This window comes from Achromobacter veterisilvae, from assembly GCF_900496975.1.
In the GTDB taxonomy this organism is placed as follows: Bacteria; Pseudomonadota; Gammaproteobacteria; order Burkholderiales; family Burkholderiaceae_B; genus Achromobacter; species Achromobacter veterisilvae.
In genome coordinates this window covers 129,717-150,087 of sequence record NZ_UFQC01000011.1, presented here as the reverse complement: position 1 = coordinate 150,087, position 20,371 = coordinate 129,717, and the positions used below count along the sequence as shown (strand labels likewise).

Genomic DNA, 20,371 nt, shown 5'->3' with positions numbered 1-20,371 from the left:
TACCCTTTCGGCGGCGCGGCTCAGGCCGTCGCCAGCCGCTGATAGCGGTTGAGATGGTGGCGGGCGTCGCCCAGCGTGTGTTCGATGGCCAGCAGGCGTTTGACGTAATGGCCCACGGGCAGCTCGTCCGTCATGCCCATGCCGCCATGCAGTTGGATGCTCTGCTGGCCGATGTAGCGCGCGGCCGCGCCGCAACTGGCCTTGGCTGCCGACACCAGACGGGCCCAATGCCGCGCATCGGCCTGGTCCGCGCCGGCCGCCAGCCAGGTCAGCGAGCGCGCCTGCTCCAGCGCCAGCAGCATGTCCACCAGCCTGTGCTGCACCGCCTGGAAGCGGCCCAGCGGCTGGCCGAACTGGCGGCGAGCGGCCACGTGATCGCGGGTGGCGTCCAGCAGCGCCTGCATGGCGCCCAGCGCTTCCGCGCACAGGGCCACCCGCGTGGCGTCGGCCGCCCGTTCCAGGGCTTCGCCCGCCAGGCCCAGGCGGGCATCGGCATCGACGCGGCAACCCTTCAGCACGATGTCCGCGTAGGGGCGGCCGTCCAGTCCGGGCGCGCCGTGGCGCTCCAGCCCCGCCGCGCCGGCCTCGACCAGGAATACGGCCATCCCCTCGGCATCGCGCGCCGTGACCAGCAACTGCCGGGCGCCCGCTCCGTAGGGAACGCGCCGTTTGACGCCGTTCAGCACCCAGCCGCCGCCATCGCGCTCCGCCGTCGCGCAGGGCGCGTCCAGCGGCCAATCCGAATCCGGCTCCGCATGGGCCAGCAGCGGCGCCGATCCCTGCGCGATACCGGCCAGCAGGGCTTGCGCCCGCCCGCTCTCGGGCAGGCGCGACAGCATCTGGCCGCAAAGCAGCGCGCTGGCGTCGTACGGTTCGGTCACCCGATGACGGCCGAAACGCTGCATCAGCACGCACAGGTCGCCAAGCCCGCCCCCCATCCCGCCGGCCGACGCCGGCAGCCCCAGCCCGAGCAGCCCCATGTCGGCAAAGGCGCGCCAGTGCGGCGAGGCCTCGGGGTCCGCGTCGGCCGGCAGCGCCGCCCGGGCCGCCGGCGGCGGGTATTCCCCTTGCAGATATCGTCCGACGGCGTCGTCGAGCGCGCGCTGGTCGTCGGTATAGTCGTCGGCCTCGCCCAGCGCGAGCTTGGCGATGATGTTCTTCTGGACCTCGTCCGTTCCGCCGTAGATCGAGATCTTGCGCAGATTCAGGTAGAAGCCGGGCATGGCTTCCAGTTCTTCTTCCAGGGTCGGGCCGCCTTGCGCATAATCGCGCTCCAGCGCGTCGGAGCGATAGGCGAGCGCGTGCGTGCCGGCGGTGTCGACCAGCGCCTCGCTGATGCGCTGCGCCAGCGTGGACCCCAGGTACTTCAGTATCGAGGCTTCCGCGCCGTGTCCGGCGCCGCGCTGGTCGCGCGCGATCAGCCGCAGATTGGTCTGCTCCAGCGCCAGGGTGTCGATCTCCAGTTGCGCCAGCCGCTGGGCGAACACGGGGTCTTCGGCCAGCGGCCGGCCGTCCGCCTTGCGCTTGGCCGCCAGCCGCTGCAGGTGGCCCAGTTCCCGTTTGGCGCGCCCCACCCGCGCCGCGCCGAAGCGTTCGTGCGACAACAGGTACTTGGCATAGGTCCAGCCCCGGTCCACTTCGCCGACCAGGTGCGACGCGGGCACCCTCACGTCGTCGAGGAAGACTTCGTTGATCTCTTCGCCGCCGTCCAGCGTCCGGATCGGCCGCAGCGACACGCCGGGACTGCGCATGTCGATGAGCAGGAAGGAAATGCCCTCCTGCGCCTTGGCGTCGGGATTGGTCCGCGCCAGGCAGAACATCATGTCGGCGTATTGGGCGTAGGTCGTCCAGGTTTTCTGGCCGTTCACCACGAAGACGTCGCCTTCGCGGCGGGCGCGGGTGGCCAGCGACGCGAGGTCGGAGCCGGCGCCCGGCTCGGAATACCCCTGGCACCACCAGTCCTCCCCGCTCAGGATGCGCGGCAGGAAGTGGCTTTTCTGCCAGTCCGAGCCGTAGGCCATGATGACGGGCGCGACCATGCGCAGCCCGAAGGGCACGGTTTCGGGCGCGCCCGCCAGCGCGCATTCTTCGTCGAATGCGTTGCGCTGGCCTATGCTCCAGTCCGCGCCCCCGTGCTCGGCCGGCCAGTTCGGCGCGACCCAGCCCTTTTCATGCAGGATGCGGTGCCAGCGCAGGAAATCCTGCTTGTCCAGCCGCTGGTGGTCCAGCACCTTGCGCCGCAGGTCGGCGGGCAGGCGCTCGCGCAGGAACGCGCGGACCTCGCCGCGGAAATCCTCCAGCGAAACGTCATTCGGCATCGCGCAGATCCTCCGCGAAACGCAGCGGCGCGTCGGTCGCGGCCTGCAGCGCGGCGCGCGTCAGGCCCGGGGCCATGTCGCGCACCACGAAACCCTCGGGCGTGACGTCGAGCGTGGCGAGGTCGGTATAGACCCGGTCCACGCACGCCGCGCCCGTCAGCGGCAGGTCGCATACCCGGCGCAGGCGCGGCACGCCTTCGCGGGTCAGGTGTTCCATCAGCACGTGGACCCGCTTGGCCCCCACGGCCAGGTCCATGGCGCCGCCGACCGCCGCGGCGACGCCAGGCTGTCCCAGCGACCAATTGGCCAGGTCGCCGGTCTCCGAGACCTGGTAGGCGCCCAGGATGCAATAGTCCAGGTGGCCGCCGCGCATCATGGCGAAAGAGTCCGCGTGGTTGAAGAAGCTGCCGCCCGCGGCCATGGCGACGTTCTGCTTGGCCGCGTTGGTCAGGTCCGGATCGACCGGATCGGCGTCCGAGCGCGCCCGCATGCCGAGGATGCCGTTCTCGCTGTGGACGATGACGCCATGCGCCGGCGTCCAGTAGTCCAGCGCCCTGACGGGCAGGCCGATGCCCAGGTTGACGTAGGAACCGGCAGGGATGTCGGCCGCGGCGCGGCGCGCGATGTCCTCGCGGGAATATCGTTGGGTCATTGCAGGGCTCCGGTCAATTGGGCGTCGGGAATGCGCAGCACGCGCTGCACGAAGATGCCGGGCGTGACGATGTGCTCGGGATCCAGGCCGCCGACCTCCGCCAGCGCATGGACCTGGACGACGGCGGTGGCCGCCGCCATGCACATGAGCGGGCCGAAGTTGCGTCCCGCCTTGCGGTAGACGAGATTGCCCATGGGATCCGCGCAGTAGGCCTTCACGAGCGCGTAGTCGGCATGCAGGGGCTCCTCGAACACGTGGCCCACGCCCTTGATGATCCGCGTCTCCTTGCCTTCGGCCAGCAAGGTGCCGTAGCCGGTGGGCGTGAAGAAGCCGCCCAGGCCCGACCCGGCCGCCCGCAGGCGCTCGGCCAGCGTGCCCTGCGGCACGCATTCGTAGTCGATCAGTCCGTCGGCGTAGGCCGACTCGAAGGCCTGCGACTCCGCGCCGCGCGGATACGAGGCGATCAGCTTGCGCACGCGGCCCAGCCGGATCAGGCGGGCCAGGCCGCTGTCGCAGGCGCCGCTGTTGTTGCACACCACGGTCAAGCCGCGCGCGCCATGCTCCACCAGCGCGTCGAGCAATTCGACGGGTTGTCCGGACAGGCCGAACCCGCTGACCAGGACGGTGGCGCCGTCCGGAATATCCGCCACGGCCTGCGCGGCGGAATCGACTGTCTTGTTCATCATGGCGTGCATCACAGGGAATGGGAAAGAATGGCGGTGGCCTGGCTGGACAGCACCCCGCCGTTGCCGTGCACCAGCGCGACATCGGCCTTGGGCACCTGGCGCTCGCCCGCCTCGCGGCGCAGTTGCGCCACGGCCTCGATCACCAGGAAAATGCTGTACATGCCGGGATGGGTGAACGACAGCCCGCCGCCGTTGGTGTTCATCGGCAGGTCGCCGCCCGGCTCGATGCGCCCGCCGCCGATGAAAGCGCCGCCCTCTCCCTTGGCGCAGAAGCCCAGGTCTTCCAGGAAAAGGATGGGGTTGATGGTGAAGGCGTCGTAGAGTTCGACCAGGTCGATATCGGCGGGCGTCAGCCCCGCCTCGGCGAACGCGGTCCGGCCGGAGTCCACCGCCGGGGTGACGGTAACGTCGGGCATGCACGATATCTGGCGGTGCCAGTGCGCATGGCCGGTGCCCAGCACGTAGATGGGACGCGGATGCAGATCGCGGGCCCGGTCGGCGCGCGCGACCACGAAGGCGCCCGCGCCGTCGGTCACCAGGCAGCAATCGCGCACGGTCAGGGGGTCCGAGATCATCTTCGCGCCCAGCACCTCGTCGATCGTGAGCGGCGTGCGCAGGAAGGCGTCGGGATTCAACTGCGCCCATTTGCGCGCCGCCACCGCGACCTCGGCCAGTTGCCGCCGGGTGGTGCCGTACTGGTGCATGTGGCGCGCGGCCGCCAGCGCGTAGCTGGATACCGGGTTGAACGGCTTGTAGGGGTGCTCGTAGGGCTGCGGATCCAGCGCCGCCCGCATCTGGTTGATCTGCGTGCTGCTGGGCGCGCTGCGCGGATTGGCTCCGTAGCAGACCAGCACGTGGTCGCACTGGCCGGCCTCGATGGCCATCGCCGCGATCTTCAGGTCGGCGATGAACGACGATCCGCCGAACATGGTGCTGTCGGAGAAGCGAGGCCGGATCCCCAGGTACTCCGCCATCCGCATCACCCACCATGGCGAGGTCAGACTGGAAGTGATGATGCCGTCGATATCCTGCATCTTCAGGCCGCTGGCGGCCACGGCGCGGTGGGACGCCTGCGCGATGATTTCCTGTTCGGTACGGCCTTGGCAATCGCCCAGTCCGGCCATGCCGGTTCCCAGGACGGCGATCGCGCCGCGATGGCTTCGGCTCATGCCCGTTCCTCCGTCTGCGCCACGAATACCAGCAGCGGCGCGCCGTCCACGGCGTCGATCCTTGCGCGGACCCGCAGGCCGATGGCCACGGCCTCCACGGGCATGTCCACCACGCGGCTCATCAGGCGCGGGCCCTCGTCCAGGTCCACCAGGCAGACGGTGTAATCGCCGCCCTTGCCGCGCACGACGGTCGAGGAATAGACCTCGCCCCGGCCGCTGGGCTCGACCCACCGAAGCGAGTCGGACCCGCAATGCGGGCAGACCACTCTGGGATAGAAATGGTGCCGGGCGCAGGCCTGGCATCGCGGGATGACGAAGCGGCCCTGCGCGAGCTGCTCGAAATAGTGTCGTTCGGCGCTGGGGGCCGGCTCGTTTTCGGTTTGCGGCATGCTGATGTGTTCCGCCCGGCGGGCGGCTGTCTCCGTTGTATTTCGATCCGCGCCAGGCATGGCCCGCGGCAGTGGAACGATTTTAGGAATGGCTCCCGCCGCTTACCATCCGAAAGATTCGAAGGCTTCTTTCGGCATATTCGAAGCGCCGCGAGTCGGAGTAAGATTTACGCGATAACAAACACCCTTACATGGCAGGAGCACTGGAAGATGGCGAAAGTCGGCATGGTTGGAATCGGCCTCATGGGCCATGGCATCGCAAGCAATCTGGTCAAGCACGGTCACGCGCTGACGGTGCTCGAACACCCCGGCAACCAGCCGCTGGACGCGCTGAAGGCCGCCGGGGCGGCCAGCGTCGCCGATGGCGCCTCGCTGGCGGCGCAGTCCGACGTGATCATCCTGTGCGTCACCGGCAGCCCGCAGGTCGAAGCCGTGCTGCTGTCGGCGGGAGGCGTGCTGGAAGGCCTGCGGCCCGGCACGGTCATCATCGACTGCTCCACCGCCATCCCCTCCTCCACCGAAAAGGTGGCGCAGGCCGTGGCGCAAGCCGGCGGCCGCTTCCTGGATGCGCCGATGACGCGCACCCCCAAGGAAGCCGCCGAAGGCCGGCTCAACCTGCTGGTGGGCGGCGAGGCGGCGCTGTTCGAGGAATGCAAGCCCTTGCTGGCCTGCTTTGCCGAGAACATCACGCACGCCGGCCCCGTGGGCGCCGGCCACCGCATGAAGCTGCTGCACAACTACGTGTCGCTGGGCGTGATCGCCCTGTTGTCGGAAGCGGCGGCCTGCGCGCTGCGCGCGGATATCGATCCCGCCGTGTTCGCCGACGTGCTGGCCAAGGGCGGCGGAGGCGGCGTGGCGCTGGAGCGCATCAAGCCGTACCTGCTGGAACAGGACCCGTCCTCGCTGCGGTTCTTCATGTCGAACGCGCAGAAGGACCTGTCCTACTACAACACCATGGCCGCCGAAACGGGCGCCGTGCGGGAAATCGGCGCGGCCGTGCTGCACACCTACGACCAGGCCGTGACGCAGGGCGGCGGCGACCGCTACGTGCCCGAACTGGTGTCCCTGCTGAAAGACCGCTAGCCGGCTCAGCGTCCGCCGGCGGCGGCTGCCGCCTGCCCGCGCAGCAGGCCGCGCACCGGCAGGCGCAGGGAGATCAGCGCCGCCGCCAGCAGCAGCGCCCCGGCCGAGCCGAAGGCGACCCAATGCGTGCCGAAGGCTTCGAAGGCCCAGCCGCCCAGCCATGAACTGATCATGCCGCCCACCTGGTGGCCCAGGTAGGCCAGGCCGTACAGCACGCCCACCAGGCGGATCCCGTAGACGTCGGCCAGGATCGCCGACGACAAGGCGACGCTGCCGGCCCACACGATGCCGCCGATGGTGGCCGCGGCGTACAGTTCCCAATGCGCGCCCACCATGACCAGCGCGAAGAATCCCAGCCCGCGCACCAGGTAGATCGCGGCGAGGATGTTGCGCCGCTCGACCTGGTCCGACAGCCGGCCCAGGACCAGCGTGCTGAAGATCGCCACCAGGCCGATCAGGCCGATGCCCAGCGAACTGGTGGTGGCGTCGAAGCCATGGTCCATCAGCATGGGCACGCCGTGCGTGCCCAGCAGGTTCATGCTGAAGCCACAGGCGAACAGGCCCAGCGCCACCTGCCAGAAAGGCAAGGTGCGCAAGGCGTCGCGCACATTGGGAGCGGGCCGCTTGGCCGCGGGCTTGGCGGCCCCGGGTTTATCGACGATCTGGTGGGGCAGCAGGTCCGTGTGTTCGGGCGCTTCGTCACGCATGACGAAGAGCGCCACCGGCACCGTCAGCAGGGCGAACAGGACCGCGAACCCCAGCAGCGTTTCCTTCCATCCCACGGCCGAGATCGCGAAGGTCAGGGTGGGCGTCATCAGCGCGATGCCGGCCATCGAGCCGGTGGACAGGAAAAACAGCGCCATGCCGCGCTGGCGCGTGAACCAGCGGCTGATCACCGGCGTCAGCGCCACGGGGCTGGTGAAGGCCAGGCCGATCGACAGGGCCACGCCGAAAGACAGCAGGAATTCGATGGGCCCGCTGGCGAACACCGTCCAGATCGACGAAGCGACGACGATGGCCGCGCCCGTCAGCAGCACGAAGCGCGTGCCCTGCGTGCTGACCAGATAACCCGCCAGCGGCATGCCCAGGCCATAGCAGAGCATGCCGATCGCCACGATGCCCGACAGCGTGCTGCGCGTGAAGCCCAGGCTTTCCGCCATGGGCAGGAAAAACGGCCCGATGCCCATGCGCAGGCCGACGGTCAACAGGGTGAGTGCCGTAGCGGCGCCTACGATATTCCAGCCGAAATACCAGCCGCCCGACTCTTGCTTGTCCACGTATGCTTCTCCTCGATGTCTTCTTGTGGCCGCTTGCGCGCCCAGGTTCGTAGACGCCGCCGGAAGCGCGCGCGGAAGACGGGGCTGACGGCAAGGCGGGAAGGACGAGGCGCGAATCGGCTTGTGATCCGGCAACCGAGGGCCGCCGGACGCGTCATATTACTCCTGGCTATATGCCGAACAGGCGGAAGCCCCCAGAACCTGTTCGGTGAACGGGCACCGCGGCCGGCGCGGCGCAGTATATTTGCCCCCACTCGTAGCACTCAAAGTAAGCCGTGACGTCCAAGACATCGATGTTCGCCCTGTCCCGCCAGGAAATCGCCCTGGTGCTGGTCACCATGCTGTGGGGAAGCACCTTCCTCGTCATCCACATCGCCATGCAGCACAGCGGGCCGCTGTTCTTCGTAGGCGTCCGCTTCACGATCGCCGGGGCCATGGCGCTGCTGCTGTTCCGCAAGCACATGGCCGCGATCACCCGCCGCGAGATCGGCGCCGGCATCGCCATCGGCAGCGCCCTGTTCCTGGGCTACTTCCTGCAGACTTACGGATTGCAGACCATCACCAGCAGCCAATCGGCCTTCATCACCGCGCTGTACGTTCCCATCGTGCCGCTGCTGCAATGGGCCGTGCTGAAGAAGCCGCCCGGCCCGATGAGCTGGGTCGGCGTGGCGCTGGCCTTCGCCGGCCTGGTCCTGCTGGCCGGCCCGCAGGCGGGCGCCCTGAATTTCAGCGCCGGCGAAGCCGCGACGCTGGCCGGGGCCGCGGCCATCGCCGCCGAAATCATCCTGATCGGGCTGTTCGCGAAGTCGGTGGACAGCCGCCGCGTGACAGCCGTGCAGCTACTGACGGCGGGCCTGGTCTCGTTCGCCCTGATGCCGGCCATGGGGGAATCGGTGCCCGCGTTCTCCTGGCTGTGGGCCGGCGCGGCCATCGGCCTGGGGCTGGCCAGCGCCATCATCCAACTGACCATGAACTGGGCGCAGAAATCCGTGTCGCCCACCCGCGCCACCGTCATCTATGCGGGCGAGCCCGTCTGGGGCGGCATCGTCGGACGCCTGGCCGGCGACCGCCTGCCGGCGCTGGCGCTGGTGGGCGCGGGCCTCATCGTCGCGGGAGTGCTCGCCAGCGAGGCCAAGCTTCCGCGCCGGAAAAAGCCGCCAGCCGCGGCGCCGAAGGCGCGGACCAGCTAGCGCGCCAGGCGCGCAATCAGGTCGCCCTGGGCCGGATACTGGCGGCGCAGTTCGGCGGCGTCGGCCAGTTCGAACTCGCTGAATTCGAAGCCGGGCGCGACGGTGCAGCCGGTCAGCGCGTAGCCGCCGGGTTCGGCCAATTCGGCAGCGAACCAGCTACCGGCCGGGACGACCGCCTGGAACTCGGCCCCGGCGTCCTCCAGCGTGTTGCCCAGCCGCAGGCGCCGGTAACCGCCGTCCGGCGCCAGCACATGGATATGCAGCGGCGCGCCGGCATGGAAATGCCAGAGTTCGTCGGCGCGGATGCGGTGCCAGGTGGACCACGCGCCGTCGCACAAGAGGTAATAGATGGCGGTGCTGGCCGCGCGGCGCGCGCCGTCGGCGCGCGTCACGGAATCGGCGGCGCGGTAGGTTTCGCGGTAGTGGCCGCCTTCAGGGTGTGGCAGCAGGTCCAGGCGGCGGATCAGGGTGGCGGCGGAGTCGGTCATGGCAGGGCTCATCGCGTTGCGGATGGCCCCAGTCTAAGCCAGGCCCGGCCCTTCAGGCAGCCTGTTCCAGGAACGCCTGCAAGGCGGGCACGGTGTTCAGCACGTGTTGCCGCATCGCCGCCTCGCAGCGCGCCGGATCGCGCGTGCGCAAGGCGTCGATCAGTTCCTGGTGCGATTCGCGCACGCGCAGGACGCGCCCGGGCTGGGCCGCCCACAGGCGCATATAGGGTTCGACGACGGAATGCAGTTCGGATATCTGGCGCAGCAGGCGCGGCTGCTGGCAGAAACTGCACAGGTACTCGTGGAATTCGCGGTGGGCGGTTGTCCAGTCCAGGTCCTCGCCCGGCCCCTGCTCCAGCAGTTCCAGTGAATTCGACAGGCGGCGCAGATGCTCGGCATTCATGTGCAGCACCGCGTTGCGCATCGCCAGGCCTTCCAGCACGGAACGCATTTCGAATACTTCCAGCATTTCCTGCTGGTTCAGGCCCCGCACCACCGCGCCGCGGTTGGCGCGGATTTCGACCAGGCCCTCGGATGCCAGCCGGCGCAGGGCGCCGCGCACCGGCATGCGGCTGGTGCCGATCTCGGCGGCCACGACCTCGGGCACCAGGCGCTGGCCGGGCGCGTAGCGCCCAAGCCGGATCTCGCGCTGCAGGTGCAGGTACGCCTCGTCTTCGGCGCTGATCGCTGTCTTCTGGAATTGCAGCATCGTCGTCCCACGGCTCGGAAAGCCGCCATGATAGATAAACGCAAAAATAACACAAATTGGATCCAATGATCCATGGATGCAAACACCAATAGATGGCGTCCGGTCCATTCCCGTCTAATCCCCTCCACGCTTTCCATAACGCGATCAAGGGGTATCCATGAAGTTTCGTCTCATCCGGGCGCTGGCAGGCGCCGCGGCCATGGCCTTCGCGGCCCAGGCCGGCGCCCAGGCCACCGATTGGCCGCAGCATCCCGTGCGCATCGTCGTGCCGTTCCAGGCGGGCTCGGCCACCGACCTGATCTCGCGCCAACTGGGCGCGGCGCTGTCGACGGAACTGGGCCAGCCCTTCGTCGTCGAAGCGCGTCCCGGCGCCGCCGCCGCCATCGGCAGTGCCTCGGTCGCGCGCGCCGCGCCGGACGGCTACACGCTGCTGATGGGCGGCCCGGCCGCCATCGTGACCAACCGCTATCTGCAAAAGCGCCTGGCCTACGATCCCGACGCCTTCGAGCTGGTGTCGATGGTGGCCTATACGCCCAACATCCTGCTGGCCAATCCCTCGCAGCCTTTCAAGACCCTGCCCGAAATGGTCGCCTATGCCCGCGCCAACCCCGGCAAGCTGACCTATGCCTCCTTCGGCACCGGCACGACCTCGCACATGGCCGGCGAAATGCTCAAGTCGGTGGCCGGCATCGACATCCTGCACGTGCCCTACAAGGGCGCGGGCGAAGCCATCCCCGCGCTGCTGAGCGGCCAGGTGTCGATGTACTTCGACACCATCATGACGGGGCTGCCGCAGGCCAAGAGCGGCGCGCTGCTGGCGCTGGGCATGTCCAATTCCAAGCGTTCGGCGCTGGCGCCGGACATCCCCACCATCGCGGAACAAGGCTACGCCGGCTACGACATCGCGCCGTGGTACGGCCTGGTCGCCCCCGAAGGCACGCCGGCCCCGGTGCTCGACAAGCTCAACCGCGCCGTCAACAAAGTGCTTGCCGATCCCGCGCTGCGCGGTAAGCTGGCGGAAGCCGGCGCCGAACCCCGCGGCGGCTCGCGCGAGGAATTCGCCGCCTTCATCAAGGCCGAAATCCCGCGCACCAAGCAGTTGATCGACCAGGCCGGCATCACCCCGCAGTAATTTCCACGACGAGCTCCAGTACCCATGTCCTCACCCTTCGATTGGTCCTTTCCGTACGCCTCCCGCAAAATGCCTGTACTGGCCGCCAACGCGGTCGCGACCAGCCAGCCCCTGGCGGCGCAGGCCGGCCTGCGCATGCTGCTGGCCGGCGGCAACGCGGTCGACAGCGCCATCGCCACCGCGATCGCGCTGACTGTGCTCGAGCCGGTCATGAACGGCATCGGCGGCGATATGTTCGCGCTGGTCTGGCACGACGGCCGCCTGCATGGCCTGAACTCCAGCGGCTGCGCGCCAGCCGCCTGGACGCCGGAATATTTCAGCGGCCGCGACGCCATGCCCGGCACGGGCTGGGGCACGGTCACCGTGCCGGGCCAGGTGGCCGGCTGGAAGGCGCTGTCCGACCGCTTCGGCAAGCTGCCTTTCGCCAGGCTGTTCGAACCGGCCATCGCCTATGCCGAAGAAGGGTTCGCGGTATCGCCCACCATCGCCCGCCAGTGGGCGGCGCAGGCGCCCAGGCTGGCGCAGGAACCGGGCTTTGCCGCCGCCTTCCTGCCCCAGGGCCGCGCGCCCCAGGCCGGCGAATGGTGGCGCTTTCCGGCGCAGGGCAAGACGCTGCGCGAGATCGCCGAGACCGGCGGCGAGAGCTTCTACCGGGGAGAACTCGCCCGCAAGATCGCCGACTTCGCCAGCCAGACCGACGGCGCGCTCAGCGCGGTGGACCTGGCGGAACACCGCCCCGAATGGGTCGCGCCCATTTCGCAGTCGTTCCGCGGCTACGAACTGCACGAGATCCCGCCCAACGGCCAGGGCATTTCGGCGCTGATGGCGCTGGGCATGCTGGAACAGTTCGACCTGGAAAGCATGGGCCGCGACAGCGCGGATTACTATCACGTCAGCATCGAGGCCATGAAACTGGCCTTCGCGGACCTGCATCAGCACGTCGCCGATCCGCGCCACATGCGCACCGACGCCAACGCCCTGCTGGACCGTTCCTACCTGGCCGAGCGCGCGCGCCTGATCTCCATGGACCGCGCCAGCGTGCCGGTGGCGGGCACGCCGGCCACCGGCGGCACGGTGTACCTGACCGCGGCCGATGCCGGCGGCACCATGGTGTCCTTCATCCAGTCCAACTACCACGGCTTCGGCTCCGGCGTCGTCGTGCCGGACACCGGCATCAGCCTGCACAACCGCGGCCTGAACTTCGTGCTCACGCCCGGCCACGCCAACCAGGTCGCGCCGCGCAAAAAGCCGATGCACACCATCATCCCCGCGTTCGTCACGCGCGGCGGCCAGCCCGCGATGTCGTTCGGCGTCATGGGCGGGTCGATGCAGGCACAAGGGCATTTGCAGATGGTCACGCGCCTGGCCGCGTTCGGCCAGAATCCGCAGGCCATGAGCGACGCGCCGCGCTTCCGCGTGGAGAAGGGCCCCGTGGTGAACGTGGAATCGCACTTGCCCGCGGACGTGGTCGACGCGCTGCGCGCCCGCGGCCACAACGTCGCGGTGGCGGCCGCCGACAGCCTGGAGTTCGGTTCGGCGCAATTGATCTGCCGCCTGCCGCAGGGCGGATACGTGGCCGCCTCGGATTCGCGGCGCGACGGTCAGGCCGTAGGGTTCTGATCCCGGACAGGCCCCAGGGCGCGGCCTCGCGCCTTGGGGCCTGCCCAGGCGGTCCCATGGCAAGAAACGGAGCCCCGGGCCCGCGCCCGCGATCTACACTGGACGCGTTGCCCACGAACATCCGGTGAAAGACCATGGAATCCAGTATTTCTCCTGGCCTGGACGCTGTCGAGGGGCGGGATTGGGAAGCCATCGGCCGGTCGCTCGACCACCACGGCAACGCCGTGCTGCCCGGATTTCTCAGCCCCGCCCAATGCCGGATGCTGGCGGCGCTGTACCCGCGCGAGGACGGCTACCGCTCCCGGATCGTCATGGCGCGCCACGGGTTCGGCCGCGGCGAATACAAGTATTTTTCCTACCCTCTCCCGCCGCTCGTCGATGCCCTGCGCCATGCGCTGTATGCCCGGCTCGCGCCGATCGCCAACCGCTGGAACCGCCTACTGGGCCTGGACGTGCAGTACCCCGGCGCGCTGGACGACTTCCTGGCGCGGTGCCACCGCGCCGGGCAGCATCGGCCGACGCCCCTGATCCTCGAATACCGCGAAGGCGACTACAACTGCCTGCACCAGGACCTGTACGGCGAACACGTGTTTCCCTTGCAGACCGCGATATTGCTGTCCGAACCCGGAAAGGACTTTACCGGCGGCGAATTCGTCATGACGGAAACCTCCTCCGGCGGGCAGGTGGCCGAGGTGGTCCCTTTGCGCCAGGGAGACGCCCTGGTATTCACCGTGAACCGGCGCCCCGTCGCCGGCAAGCGGACCGGCTTGCGCAAGGCCGCCATGCGGCATGGGGTCAGCCGGCTCCTGGGCGGGCGGCGGCACACGCTGGGGGTGATCTTCCATGACGCGAGCTGAGGCCATGCAGGCGGAACTGCCCCTGGGGCCGCCCCCCGACGTGGACAGCCCGATCCCCCTGGACATGGACGCGCCCGTCATCGACGGCCTGGACTGGACCGGCATCGCCGCGCAACTCGACGCGGAAGGCTACGCGTTCCTGCCGCGATGGCTGGCGCCGGAACAGGCGCGCGCGCTGGGCCGCCAGGCCGCCGGCCTCCGGCGCGCGCCGCTGGCGCACGGCGGACTGGGCCAGGGCGACCTCTGCCGTTTCCCGGCCGGGCTGCCCGCGCCCTTGGCCGGGTGGCGCGAAGCCCTTTACCGCCATCTCGCTCCCATCGCCAACCGCTGGAGCGAGCGGCTGGATTCCGCTTATCGCTATCCCGGCGAACTGGCGGACTTCCTGCGGCGCGGCCGGCAGGCGGGCCAGGCCCATGCGCTGTCGCACCTCAGCCTGCTGCGCGAAGACGGCTACGTGGCGCTGCACCAGCGCGGCGAAGGCGCGCACGTGTTTCCCTTGCAGTGCGTCGCCCTGCTGTCCGAACCCGGCCTGGATTTCACCGGCGGCGAATTCGTGATGACGGAACAGCGGCCGCGCATGCAGTCGCGGCCCATGGTGCTGCCCTTGCGGCTGGGCGACGCCGCCCTCATCGCCACCGCGCACCGCCCCGCCCGCGGAACCCACGGCGATTACCGGGTCAACCTGAAGCACGCCATCAGCCGCGTGCGCGGCGGCGAGCGCGTCGGGCTGGAACTGTTCTTCCACGACGCGCCCTGAATGCGGGGCCGGCACGCCGCTTGCTGCACAGCCTGGGCCATCCCTGGCTGGCTCAGCCATTCGGAGAACCGTCATGCCCCGCTCGCCCTCCCCCTTCCGCCCCGACCTCGAGTCCGAAGAGTCGACCCGCCCCGACCTCGGGCCGAGCGATTCCTCTGATTCGGCCAGCGACCTGCCGCCGGACCTGGTCCATACCGACAGCGACTCGCAAGGCACCGGCGACCGCGAGAGCGCCAATCCGCGCGACCGCGACCATGAGGGCGCCGACATCGGCGCCGACCACGTCACCGACGCGGAGCACGCCGGAGTCTCGCGCAGGCGGCCCGACCCGGTGCGCAACGGCGGCTAGGCCGCGGACACCGGGCGGTCCGCGCCATTCGCCATGAACGCCATTGAACGGGTCGCAGCCTTTATGCATGAACACGGCTTGACCCTGGTCACCGCGGAGTCGTGCACGGCGGGCCTGATCGCCGCCACGCTGGCCGACGTGCCCGGCGCCGGCTCGCTGCTCGACTGCGCTTTCGTGGTCTATTCGCCCGAAGCGAAGGCGCGCTGCCTAGGCGTTTCGGCGCGGACCCTCGCGCGGCACAACCTCACCAGCGAAGCGGTGGCGCGGGAAATGGCGCAAGGCGCCTCGCGGAAAAGCCCGGCGCTGGTCGCCATTTCGAACACAGGCGTCACGGACTCCATAGACAGCGACATTCCGGCGGGCACGCAATGCTTCGCCTGGGTCTTCAAGACGGGCCGCGCCGACGCGGCGCCTGCCGTCTATTCCGAAACCCGGCGATTCTCCGGCAGCCGGAACGGCATACGCCAGGCCAGCGCCCGCTACGCGCTGGTCCGCCTGGCCGAGTACTACGCCGGACTGGGCGGCGGCCCGAACCCCGGGTGAGCGGGCCCTTCGCCGGGAACGACGATTGCTGGCGGAGGTTGAACACCGGCTCTCAACGGCGCCTCGCGCCCAACTTGGAGGTTTCCATGAAAACCCGTTACCTGACCGCTACCCTCCTCGCCACGATGACGCTGGCCGCCGCTCCCGCGGCTCAGGCCCAGACGGCGCCGCCGGCGGCTCCCATGGCGTCGGAAGCGAAACTGGACAGCGCCGATCGCGACTTCCTGGAAAACGCGGCGCAAGCCGGCAATATGGAGGTCGCGGGCAGCAAGCTCGCCCTGGAAAAGGCCCGGGATCCGGACGTAAAAGCCTTTGCGCAGAAAATGATCGAAGAACATGGCAAGGCCGGCCAGCAGCTTGCGTCGCTCGCGCAAAGCAAGGGCTACGAAGCGCCAACCGAGCCGTCCCTGGTGCAGCAGGCGAAGCTGAAAGCGCTGGGCCTGCGCGACGACAGCTTCGACAAGGCGTACATCGACGAAATCGGCGTATCCGCGCACCAGGACGCGGTCAAGCTCTTCGAAGAGGCCTCGAACGAGGTCAAGGACCCGGACGTCAAGCAATTCGCCACACAGACCCTGCCCGTCCTCCAGCAGCACCTGGAGATGGCGCAGGCCCTTCAACAACGGGCCAACGCGGCGAAGCAGTGAGCGCCCGGCCAAGGCGGCAGAAAGCAGGAAGAGGGACTGACACGCGCACTGCAGGCGTGTAGAGAACGATAGGGTAGCTGCGGGACACGCATATGGATCGAGAGGAACTATTGGCACAAATGATCGCCACCCCGGCGGCCGATCGAAGCTTTCAGGATTGGCCCGAAGTACTGGCCAATTACGCGGAATGCCTGGCTGCGATCCAGCCCAGGCTCCGCCGCGAGGAAATGGACAGGCTGATCCAGGCGGGTGCGGACTTCTACCGCACGCTGGCGCGCGCCGAACAGTACCGGCGCGCTTCCGTGTGGGACGAGCCTCCTCCCTAGCGCCTCAATCGTAGGAATGCCGGCGGTATGCCTGCTTCACATACCGCTTCAGCTCCGCCTCGACCGACAAGACCGGCGCCACCGACTGGGGGTCCATCAGGCGCCGGGCGGCCTCAAGCGTGCGTTGCGCCCTGAGTTCTCCCTCGCTCAATTCACCGGAAGGCTCCACCATCGCACTGCGCTCGAACTTGTCCATGACGACTCTCCGAAAAGGCTGGGGAATGCAGCAGCCGACCGGATCAGCAAACGCCGTGCCCGCCGCCGCCGGAAGTCCCGGCGCGGGGCGCCGGCCGGCACGCCGCTTGCTGCACCGCCGATTTCCGCCCTGGAGACGGCATGCACGCAGACTGGCTTTCCGGCATCCCCGCGCTTCCGGATCATCCCATCATGCTGTGGGCGTTCGCGCTCACGGCGGGCGCTGCCCTGTTCTTCGCGATGGGCGCCGCATTGCGGATCCTGCGGTCCCGCCTGCAACAGCGCGCCGAGACGCCCGGTCACCCGCTCGCGAGGTCGCTGTCCGAAGTATTGCGCCGCACGAACAGCGTCGTGCTGCTGATCCTGTCGATGCTGATCGGCGCCGCGATCGTCGGCGCGCCCCTGCCCTGGAGCGGCAGGAACGCCCAGCATCTCTGGTTCGTCCTGCTGACGCTGCAGATCGCGCTGTGGCTGGACCGGGCGGTGGACGTGGGGCTGGATCACGCGCTCGCCTCGCGCGGGCAGGTGAGCACGGTCACGGCCACCCTGTTCCGGTTCCTGCTGCGCACCTTGGTGTCGGTCATCGCCCTCCTCGCCATGCTGGACAACCTGGGGGTGAACATCACCGCGCTGGTCGCCAGCCTGGGCATAGGCGGGGTCGCTGTCGCGCTGGCCGTGCAGACCATCCTGAGCGATCTTTTCGCGTCGATTTCGATCGGGCTCGACAAGCCCTTCGAGGCGGGCGACTTCATTGTGTTCGGCCAGGTGGCCGGCAGCATCGAACACGTCGGCCTGAAGACGACGCGCATCCGCAGCCTGGGCGGCGAACAGATCGTCTGCTCCAACACGGAGCTGCTCAAGCAGACGATCCAGAACTACAAGCGCATGCAGCAGCGGCGCATTATTTTCACCGTCCGCATCACCTACATGACCGATGTCGACCGCGCCGCCGCCGTGCCGGCGCTGATCCGCGGGCAGATCGAACGCCAGCCCGACACGCGCTTCGACCGCGCGCATCTGGCCCGCTTCGGTGAAAACGCCCTGGAATACGAGGCCGTGTACTACGTAATGACGGCCGACTACAACCGCTACATGGATATCCAGCAGAACATCAACCTGGGCATCATGCGCGACCTGGACGCCGCGGGAATCGCGCTGGCGCTGCCCGAACGCATCGTGCACCTGCCGCCCGCCGCGCCGTCCGATGAAGCCCCCGCCTGACGCCCGCCGTCCTGGGCACGGCGTTTGCTATACCCCGGCACCACATAGACCGAGGGGCTCAAATGAAGCGCATCCGTATTGCCGTTTTCCCGGTGGCGGGCCTGGGAACCCGCTTTCTCCCCGCCACCAAGGCCATGCCCAAGGAAATGCTGCCGGTGGTCGACAAGCCGCTCATCCAGTATGCCGTGGAAGAGGCCGTCGCCGCCGGCTTCACGGAACTCGTGTTCGTCACCGGCCGGAACAAGCGCGCGATAGAAGACCATTTCGACCGGGTCCCGGAACTCGAACTGGACCTTGAAGCAAAGAACAAGGTCGCGCTGCTCGATTCCGTCCGCAATGTCCTTCCGTCGCACGTCAACTGCGTCTATACCCGCCAGCCCACCGCGCTGGGTCTTGGCCATGCCGTGCTGTGCGCGGCGCCTATCGTGGGCGACGAGCCTTTCGCGGTATTGCTGGCCGACGATATGATCGACGCGCCCGCCCCCGTCATCGGGGAAATGGCGAAGGTGGCGCGGGAGTTCGGCGGCAGCGTCCTCGCGCTCCAGAAAATCCCCCCATCCAGCACGCGCCAATACGGCATCGTGTCGGGATCGCCGCTGGCCCGCGGCGTCCTGAAGCTGAACGGCATGGTGGAAAAACCGGACCCTGCCGACGCGCCCTCGGACATGGCGGTGGTCGGGCGGTACATCCTGGATCCGCGCATTTTCGACTGCCTGCGCCGGACGCAGCCGGGCGTGGGCGGGGAAATCCAGTTGACGGATGCCATCGCCGCGCTGCTGCGCGGGAACGCGGTCTTCGGATACGAGTACGAAGGCACCCGGTATGACTGCGGCAGCAAGGCGGGCTTTTATCAGGCCACCATGGAAATCGGCAGGAAATACCACGGGCTGGGCGAGCGGAACGCCTAGCGGACCGGCTCCGGCGGCAATGCCCGCTCCAGCAGGCCGGCCAGTTGCGCCAGGCCCGCCTCGAGCGGCCCGGAGATGTGGACGCGCAGGCACGGCCGGCCCCGCGCGGCCAGTTCCTCCATGTCGCCCAGCGCCTGCGCGCGCTGCGTAGCGGAAAATCCCAATGCCTGGCCGGGCGCCTCCAGTTCGGCCGGCGCATCCGCCGTAATGAACAGGAACCGTCCGCCCGCGGGTCCTCCCTTGTGCAACTGCCCGCAGGAATGCAGATAGCGGGGGCCGAAGCCGCCCATCGTCGCGGCCCCGGTGGCCTGTCTCAGCCGGCCCCGCATCGACGCGAGCCACGTCTCGTGCCCGGCGTCCCGCGCGACATAGGCGAGCAGCGCGGCGTAGCCACCGGCGCCCAGGCCGCCGAAGCAGGATGCCAGCAGTTGGGCCGCCGATGCGGCGCCCTCGAACTCGCCATGGAAAGCGAGCGCGCCCTCGACCAGCAGCGGCTTCCCGTCCGCGGCGCCGATGCCGGTCTGATGGCGCGACGCCAGGGCGCGAGTGCGGACCTTGCTCGCCTCCACGTCTGGCTGGTCGAACGGATTCACGCGCAAGACGGCGGCGGCGACGGCGGTGGCCATCTCCCAGCGGAAGAATTCCTGGCCCAGCAGGCGGGCCGACGGCAGGTCGCAGCGCAACACCGGAAAGCCCGCGGCCGCCAGGCTCCGCCCATGGGCGTCCAGTTCCGCGCACGGCGCATCGCTTTTCGCAAGATGAACGAACAGGCGGTCGCGCCCATAGTCGGACGGACATCCGACGGGCTCATGGTCCACCGGGACGATGCCCCGCCCGTCCTTGCCGGTGGACTCGGCCAGCAATTGTTCCAGCCAGCAGCCCAGGCTTTCCAGTTCGGGATTGGCCAGGATGGTGAGCTTGTCGCGCCCGCCTATCGCTGCCTCGCCCAGCAGCGCACCCAGCAGCAGGCCCGGATTGGCGCGCTCCGGAGTTCCCGCCGCGCAGGCGCGCAGCATGGGCCGGGCACCGCGCAGAAACGCGGCCGGATCGTGGCCCAGAAGCGCCAGCGCAACCAGACCGAAGGGCGACAACACGGAATTGCGCCCGCCCACCGACGGCTCTCCATCGAACACCGCGGCATAGCCTTCCTCCCGCGCGCGGGCGTGCATGGCCGACCCGGGATCGGTAATGGCGACGAACCGCCTGCCCGCCTCCTGCCGTCCGAGCTTCCGCGCCAACTGCTCATGGAAGTAGGAGGCCAGCATGCACGATTCCAGCGTCGAACCGGACTTGCTCGCCACGATGAACAGGCATCGCGTCAGGTCCACGGCGGACTGCAACGCCAACACTTGCGCCGCGTCGGTGGAATCCAGCACGTGCAGCCGCAGCCCTCCGCCACCGACGCCCAGCGTATGGGCCAGCACGTCGGCGCCCAGGCTGGCGCCGCCCATGCCCAGCAACACCGCATCCGTAAATCCGGCGACGCACAGCCGGCGGCACACGGCGGTCAGGTGGCCGAGTTCCCGGGGCGCCGTTCCGGGCCTCAGCCAGCCCAGCCATTGTCCTTCGTCCGAGCCCGTCCACAGCGTCGCGTCGCGCTCCCACAGGCGCGCCATCCACGCTTCGCTTTCCGCCTGCGCCAGCCGCAGGCGGACCCGGCGAGCCAACGGCGGCGGCACGTCGAAGGAAAAGCCGTTCAGCGGCGGATCCCGCCGCGCGGGGCGCGCGGCAACGCTTTTCCCAACGGGATTGCGGGCGCGCGCCGCGGAATAGGAATTGAATTGAAGATGACCGTGCATGGCGGAAGGCCGGCCGACCGGCATGGGACGAGGGGTGCAGGGGAAACGAAGTTCCG

At 69.0% G+C, this 20,371-nt stretch carries 21 protein-coding genes and 2 pseudogenes; 12 read left to right on the top strand and 11 right to left on the bottom strand.

Features of this window, described 5'->3' with window-relative positions:
* Nucleotides 1–20: 20 nt before the first annotated feature.
* From AVE30378_RS32835 to AVE30378_RS12555, 6 genes and pseudogenes are all read right to left on the bottom strand, one after another.
* Nucleotides 21–1,103 (bottom strand): annotated as a pseudogene (locus AVE30378_RS32835) (acyl-CoA dehydrogenase family protein); the annotation flags it as partial.
* A gap of 27 nt (nt 1,104–1,130) precedes the next feature.
* Nucleotides 1,131–2,318, bottom strand: a pseudogene (locus tag AVE30378_RS32830) (acyl-CoA dehydrogenase family protein); the annotation flags it as partial.
* Complete coding sequence (locus AVE30378_RS12570) at nt 2,308–2,970, bottom strand: 3-oxoacid CoA-transferase subunit B (RefSeq protein ID WP_129241193.1); 663 nt, start codon at nt 2,968–2,970, stop codon at nt 2,308–2,310. The gene AVE30378_RS12570 and the pseudogene AVE30378_RS32830, both read right to left, overlap by 11 nt.
* Entirely contained in the window at nt 2,967–3,656 is a 690-nt protein-coding gene (locus tag AVE30378_RS12565) for a 3-oxoacid CoA-transferase subunit A (protein ID WP_129241192.1), read from the bottom strand. Before AVE30378_RS12565 ends, AVE30378_RS12570 begins: the two co-directional genes overlap by 4 nt.
* Before the next feature lie 8 nt (nt 3,657–3,664).
* On the bottom strand, nt 3,665–4,825 hold the full coding sequence (locus tag AVE30378_RS12560) for a thiolase (RefSeq protein WP_129241191.1): 1,161 nt from the start codon (nt 4,823–4,825) through the stop codon (nt 3,665–3,667).
* Nucleotides 4,822–5,214 (bottom strand): Zn-ribbon domain-containing OB-fold protein, encoded by a 393-nt coding sequence (locus AVE30378_RS12555; RefSeq protein WP_129241190.1) that lies wholly within the window; start codon nt 5,212–5,214, stop codon nt 4,822–4,824. The genes AVE30378_RS12560 and AVE30378_RS12555 overlap by 4 nt, the downstream gene beginning before the upstream one ends.
* A gap of 210 nt (nt 5,215–5,424) precedes the next feature.
* On the opposite strand from AVE30378_RS12555, the gene AVE30378_RS12550 reads away from it, so the two are divergent.
* Complete coding sequence (locus AVE30378_RS12550) at nt 5,425–6,297, top strand: NAD(P)-dependent oxidoreductase (protein ID WP_129241189.1); 873 nt, start codon at nt 5,425–5,427, stop codon at nt 6,295–6,297.
* 5 nt (nt 6,298–6,302) lie between these two features.
* Here AVE30378_RS12550 and AVE30378_RS12545 read toward each other — a convergent pair whose 3' ends face one another.
* Nucleotides 6,303–7,574, bottom strand: a complete 1,272-nt coding sequence (locus tag AVE30378_RS12545) for an MFS transporter (protein ID WP_129241188.1) — start codon at nt 7,572–7,574, stop codon at nt 6,303–6,305.
* 293 nt (nt 7,575–7,867) lie between these two features.
* On the opposite strand from AVE30378_RS12545, the gene AVE30378_RS12540 reads away from it, so the two are divergent.
* The gene (locus AVE30378_RS12540) at nt 7,868–8,764 is read left to right on the top strand and encodes a DMT family transporter (RefSeq protein ID WP_129241277.1); all 897 of its coding nucleotides are present in this window, start codon (nt 7,868–7,870) and stop codon (nt 8,762–8,764) included.
* Here the strand turns inward: AVE30378_RS12540 and AVE30378_RS12535 are convergent.
* Both AVE30378_RS12535 and AVE30378_RS12530 read right to left on the bottom strand, forming a co-directional pair.
* Nucleotides 8,761–9,252, bottom strand: coding sequence for a cupin domain-containing protein (locus AVE30378_RS12535; RefSeq protein ID WP_129241187.1), 492 nt, complete (start codon nt 9,250–9,252; stop codon nt 8,761–8,763). The two genes, AVE30378_RS12540 and AVE30378_RS12535, sit on opposite strands and share 4 nt — an antisense overlap.
* A gap of 52 nt (nt 9,253–9,304) precedes the next feature.
* The gene (locus tag AVE30378_RS12530; RefSeq protein WP_129241186.1) at nt 9,305–9,961 is read right to left on the bottom strand and encodes a GntR family transcriptional regulator; all 657 of its coding nucleotides are present in this window, start codon (nt 9,959–9,961) and stop codon (nt 9,305–9,307) included.
* A 157-nt stretch (nt 9,962–10,118) separates the two neighbouring features.
* Here AVE30378_RS12530 and AVE30378_RS12525 point away from each other — a divergent pair, with 157 nt between their 5' ends.
* From AVE30378_RS12525 to AVE30378_RS12490, 8 genes are all read left to right on the top strand, one after another.
* Nucleotides 10,119–11,093 (top strand): Bug family tripartite tricarboxylate transporter substrate binding protein, encoded by a 975-nt coding sequence (locus AVE30378_RS12525; protein ID WP_129241185.1) that lies wholly within the window; start codon nt 10,119–10,121, stop codon nt 11,091–11,093.
* 24 nt (nt 11,094–11,117) lie between these two features.
* Nucleotides 11,118–12,713: a gamma-glutamyltransferase family protein gene (locus AVE30378_RS12520; protein ID WP_129241184.1), complete on the top strand. Its 1,596-nt coding sequence runs from the start codon at nt 11,118–11,120 to the stop codon at nt 12,711–12,713.
* 134 nt (nt 12,714–12,847) lie between these two features.
* The gene (locus AVE30378_RS12515) at nt 12,848–13,570 is read left to right on the top strand and encodes a 2OG-Fe(II) oxygenase (protein WP_129241183.1); all 723 of its coding nucleotides are present in this window, start codon (nt 12,848–12,850) and stop codon (nt 13,568–13,570) included.
* A gap of 64 nt (nt 13,571–13,634) precedes the next feature.
* Complete coding sequence (locus AVE30378_RS12510) at nt 13,635–14,327, top strand: 2OG-Fe(II) oxygenase (protein ID WP_129241276.1); 693 nt, start codon at nt 13,635–13,637, stop codon at nt 14,325–14,327.
* Nucleotides 14,328–14,400: 73 nt separating this feature from the next.
* Complete coding sequence (locus AVE30378_RS12505) at nt 14,401–14,676, top strand: hypothetical protein (RefSeq protein ID WP_129241182.1); 276 nt, start codon at nt 14,401–14,403, stop codon at nt 14,674–14,676.
* A 33-nt stretch (nt 14,677–14,709) separates the two neighbouring features.
* Nucleotides 14,710–15,219: a CinA family protein gene (locus AVE30378_RS12500; RefSeq protein ID WP_129241181.1), complete on the top strand. Its 510-nt coding sequence runs from the start codon at nt 14,710–14,712 to the stop codon at nt 15,217–15,219.
* 86 nt (nt 15,220–15,305) lie between these two features.
* Nucleotides 15,306–15,866, top strand: coding sequence for a DUF4142 domain-containing protein (locus tag AVE30378_RS12495; RefSeq protein ID WP_129241180.1), 561 nt, complete (start codon nt 15,306–15,308; stop codon nt 15,864–15,866).
* Between the two features lie 119 nt (nt 15,867–15,985).
* Complete coding sequence (locus tag AVE30378_RS12490) at nt 15,986–16,192, top strand: DNA-3-methyladenine glycosylase (protein WP_338879387.1); 207 nt, start codon at nt 15,986–15,988, stop codon at nt 16,190–16,192.
* 4 nt (nt 16,193–16,196) lie between these two features.
* On the opposite strand, the gene AVE30378_RS12485 is transcribed toward AVE30378_RS12490, so the two are convergent.
* Nucleotides 16,197–16,388 carry a hypothetical protein gene (locus AVE30378_RS12485; RefSeq protein WP_129241178.1) on the bottom strand — a complete coding sequence of 64 codons (192 nt, stop codon included), beginning with the start codon at nt 16,386–16,388 and terminating at the stop codon, nt 16,197–16,199.
* A gap of 140 nt (nt 16,389–16,528) precedes the next feature.
* Here AVE30378_RS12485 and AVE30378_RS12480 point away from each other — a divergent pair, with 140 nt between their 5' ends.
* Nucleotides 16,529–17,608 (top strand): mechanosensitive ion channel family protein, encoded by a 1,080-nt coding sequence (locus tag AVE30378_RS12480; protein WP_129241177.1) that lies wholly within the window; start codon nt 16,529–16,531, stop codon nt 17,606–17,608.
* Between the two features lie 62 nt (nt 17,609–17,670).
* Complete coding sequence (gene galU, locus AVE30378_RS12475; RefSeq protein WP_129241176.1) at nt 17,671–18,516, top strand: UTP--glucose-1-phosphate uridylyltransferase GalU; 846 nt, start codon at nt 17,671–17,673, stop codon at nt 18,514–18,516.
* Here galU and AVE30378_RS12470 read toward each other — a convergent pair.
* A complete protein-coding gene (locus AVE30378_RS12470) occupies nt 18,513–20,315 on the bottom strand; it encodes a hypothetical protein (RefSeq protein WP_165360164.1) in 1,803 nt (600 codons plus the stop codon). The genes galU and AVE30378_RS12470 overlap by 4 nt on opposite strands.
* Nucleotides 20,316–20,371 lie beyond the last annotated feature (56 nt).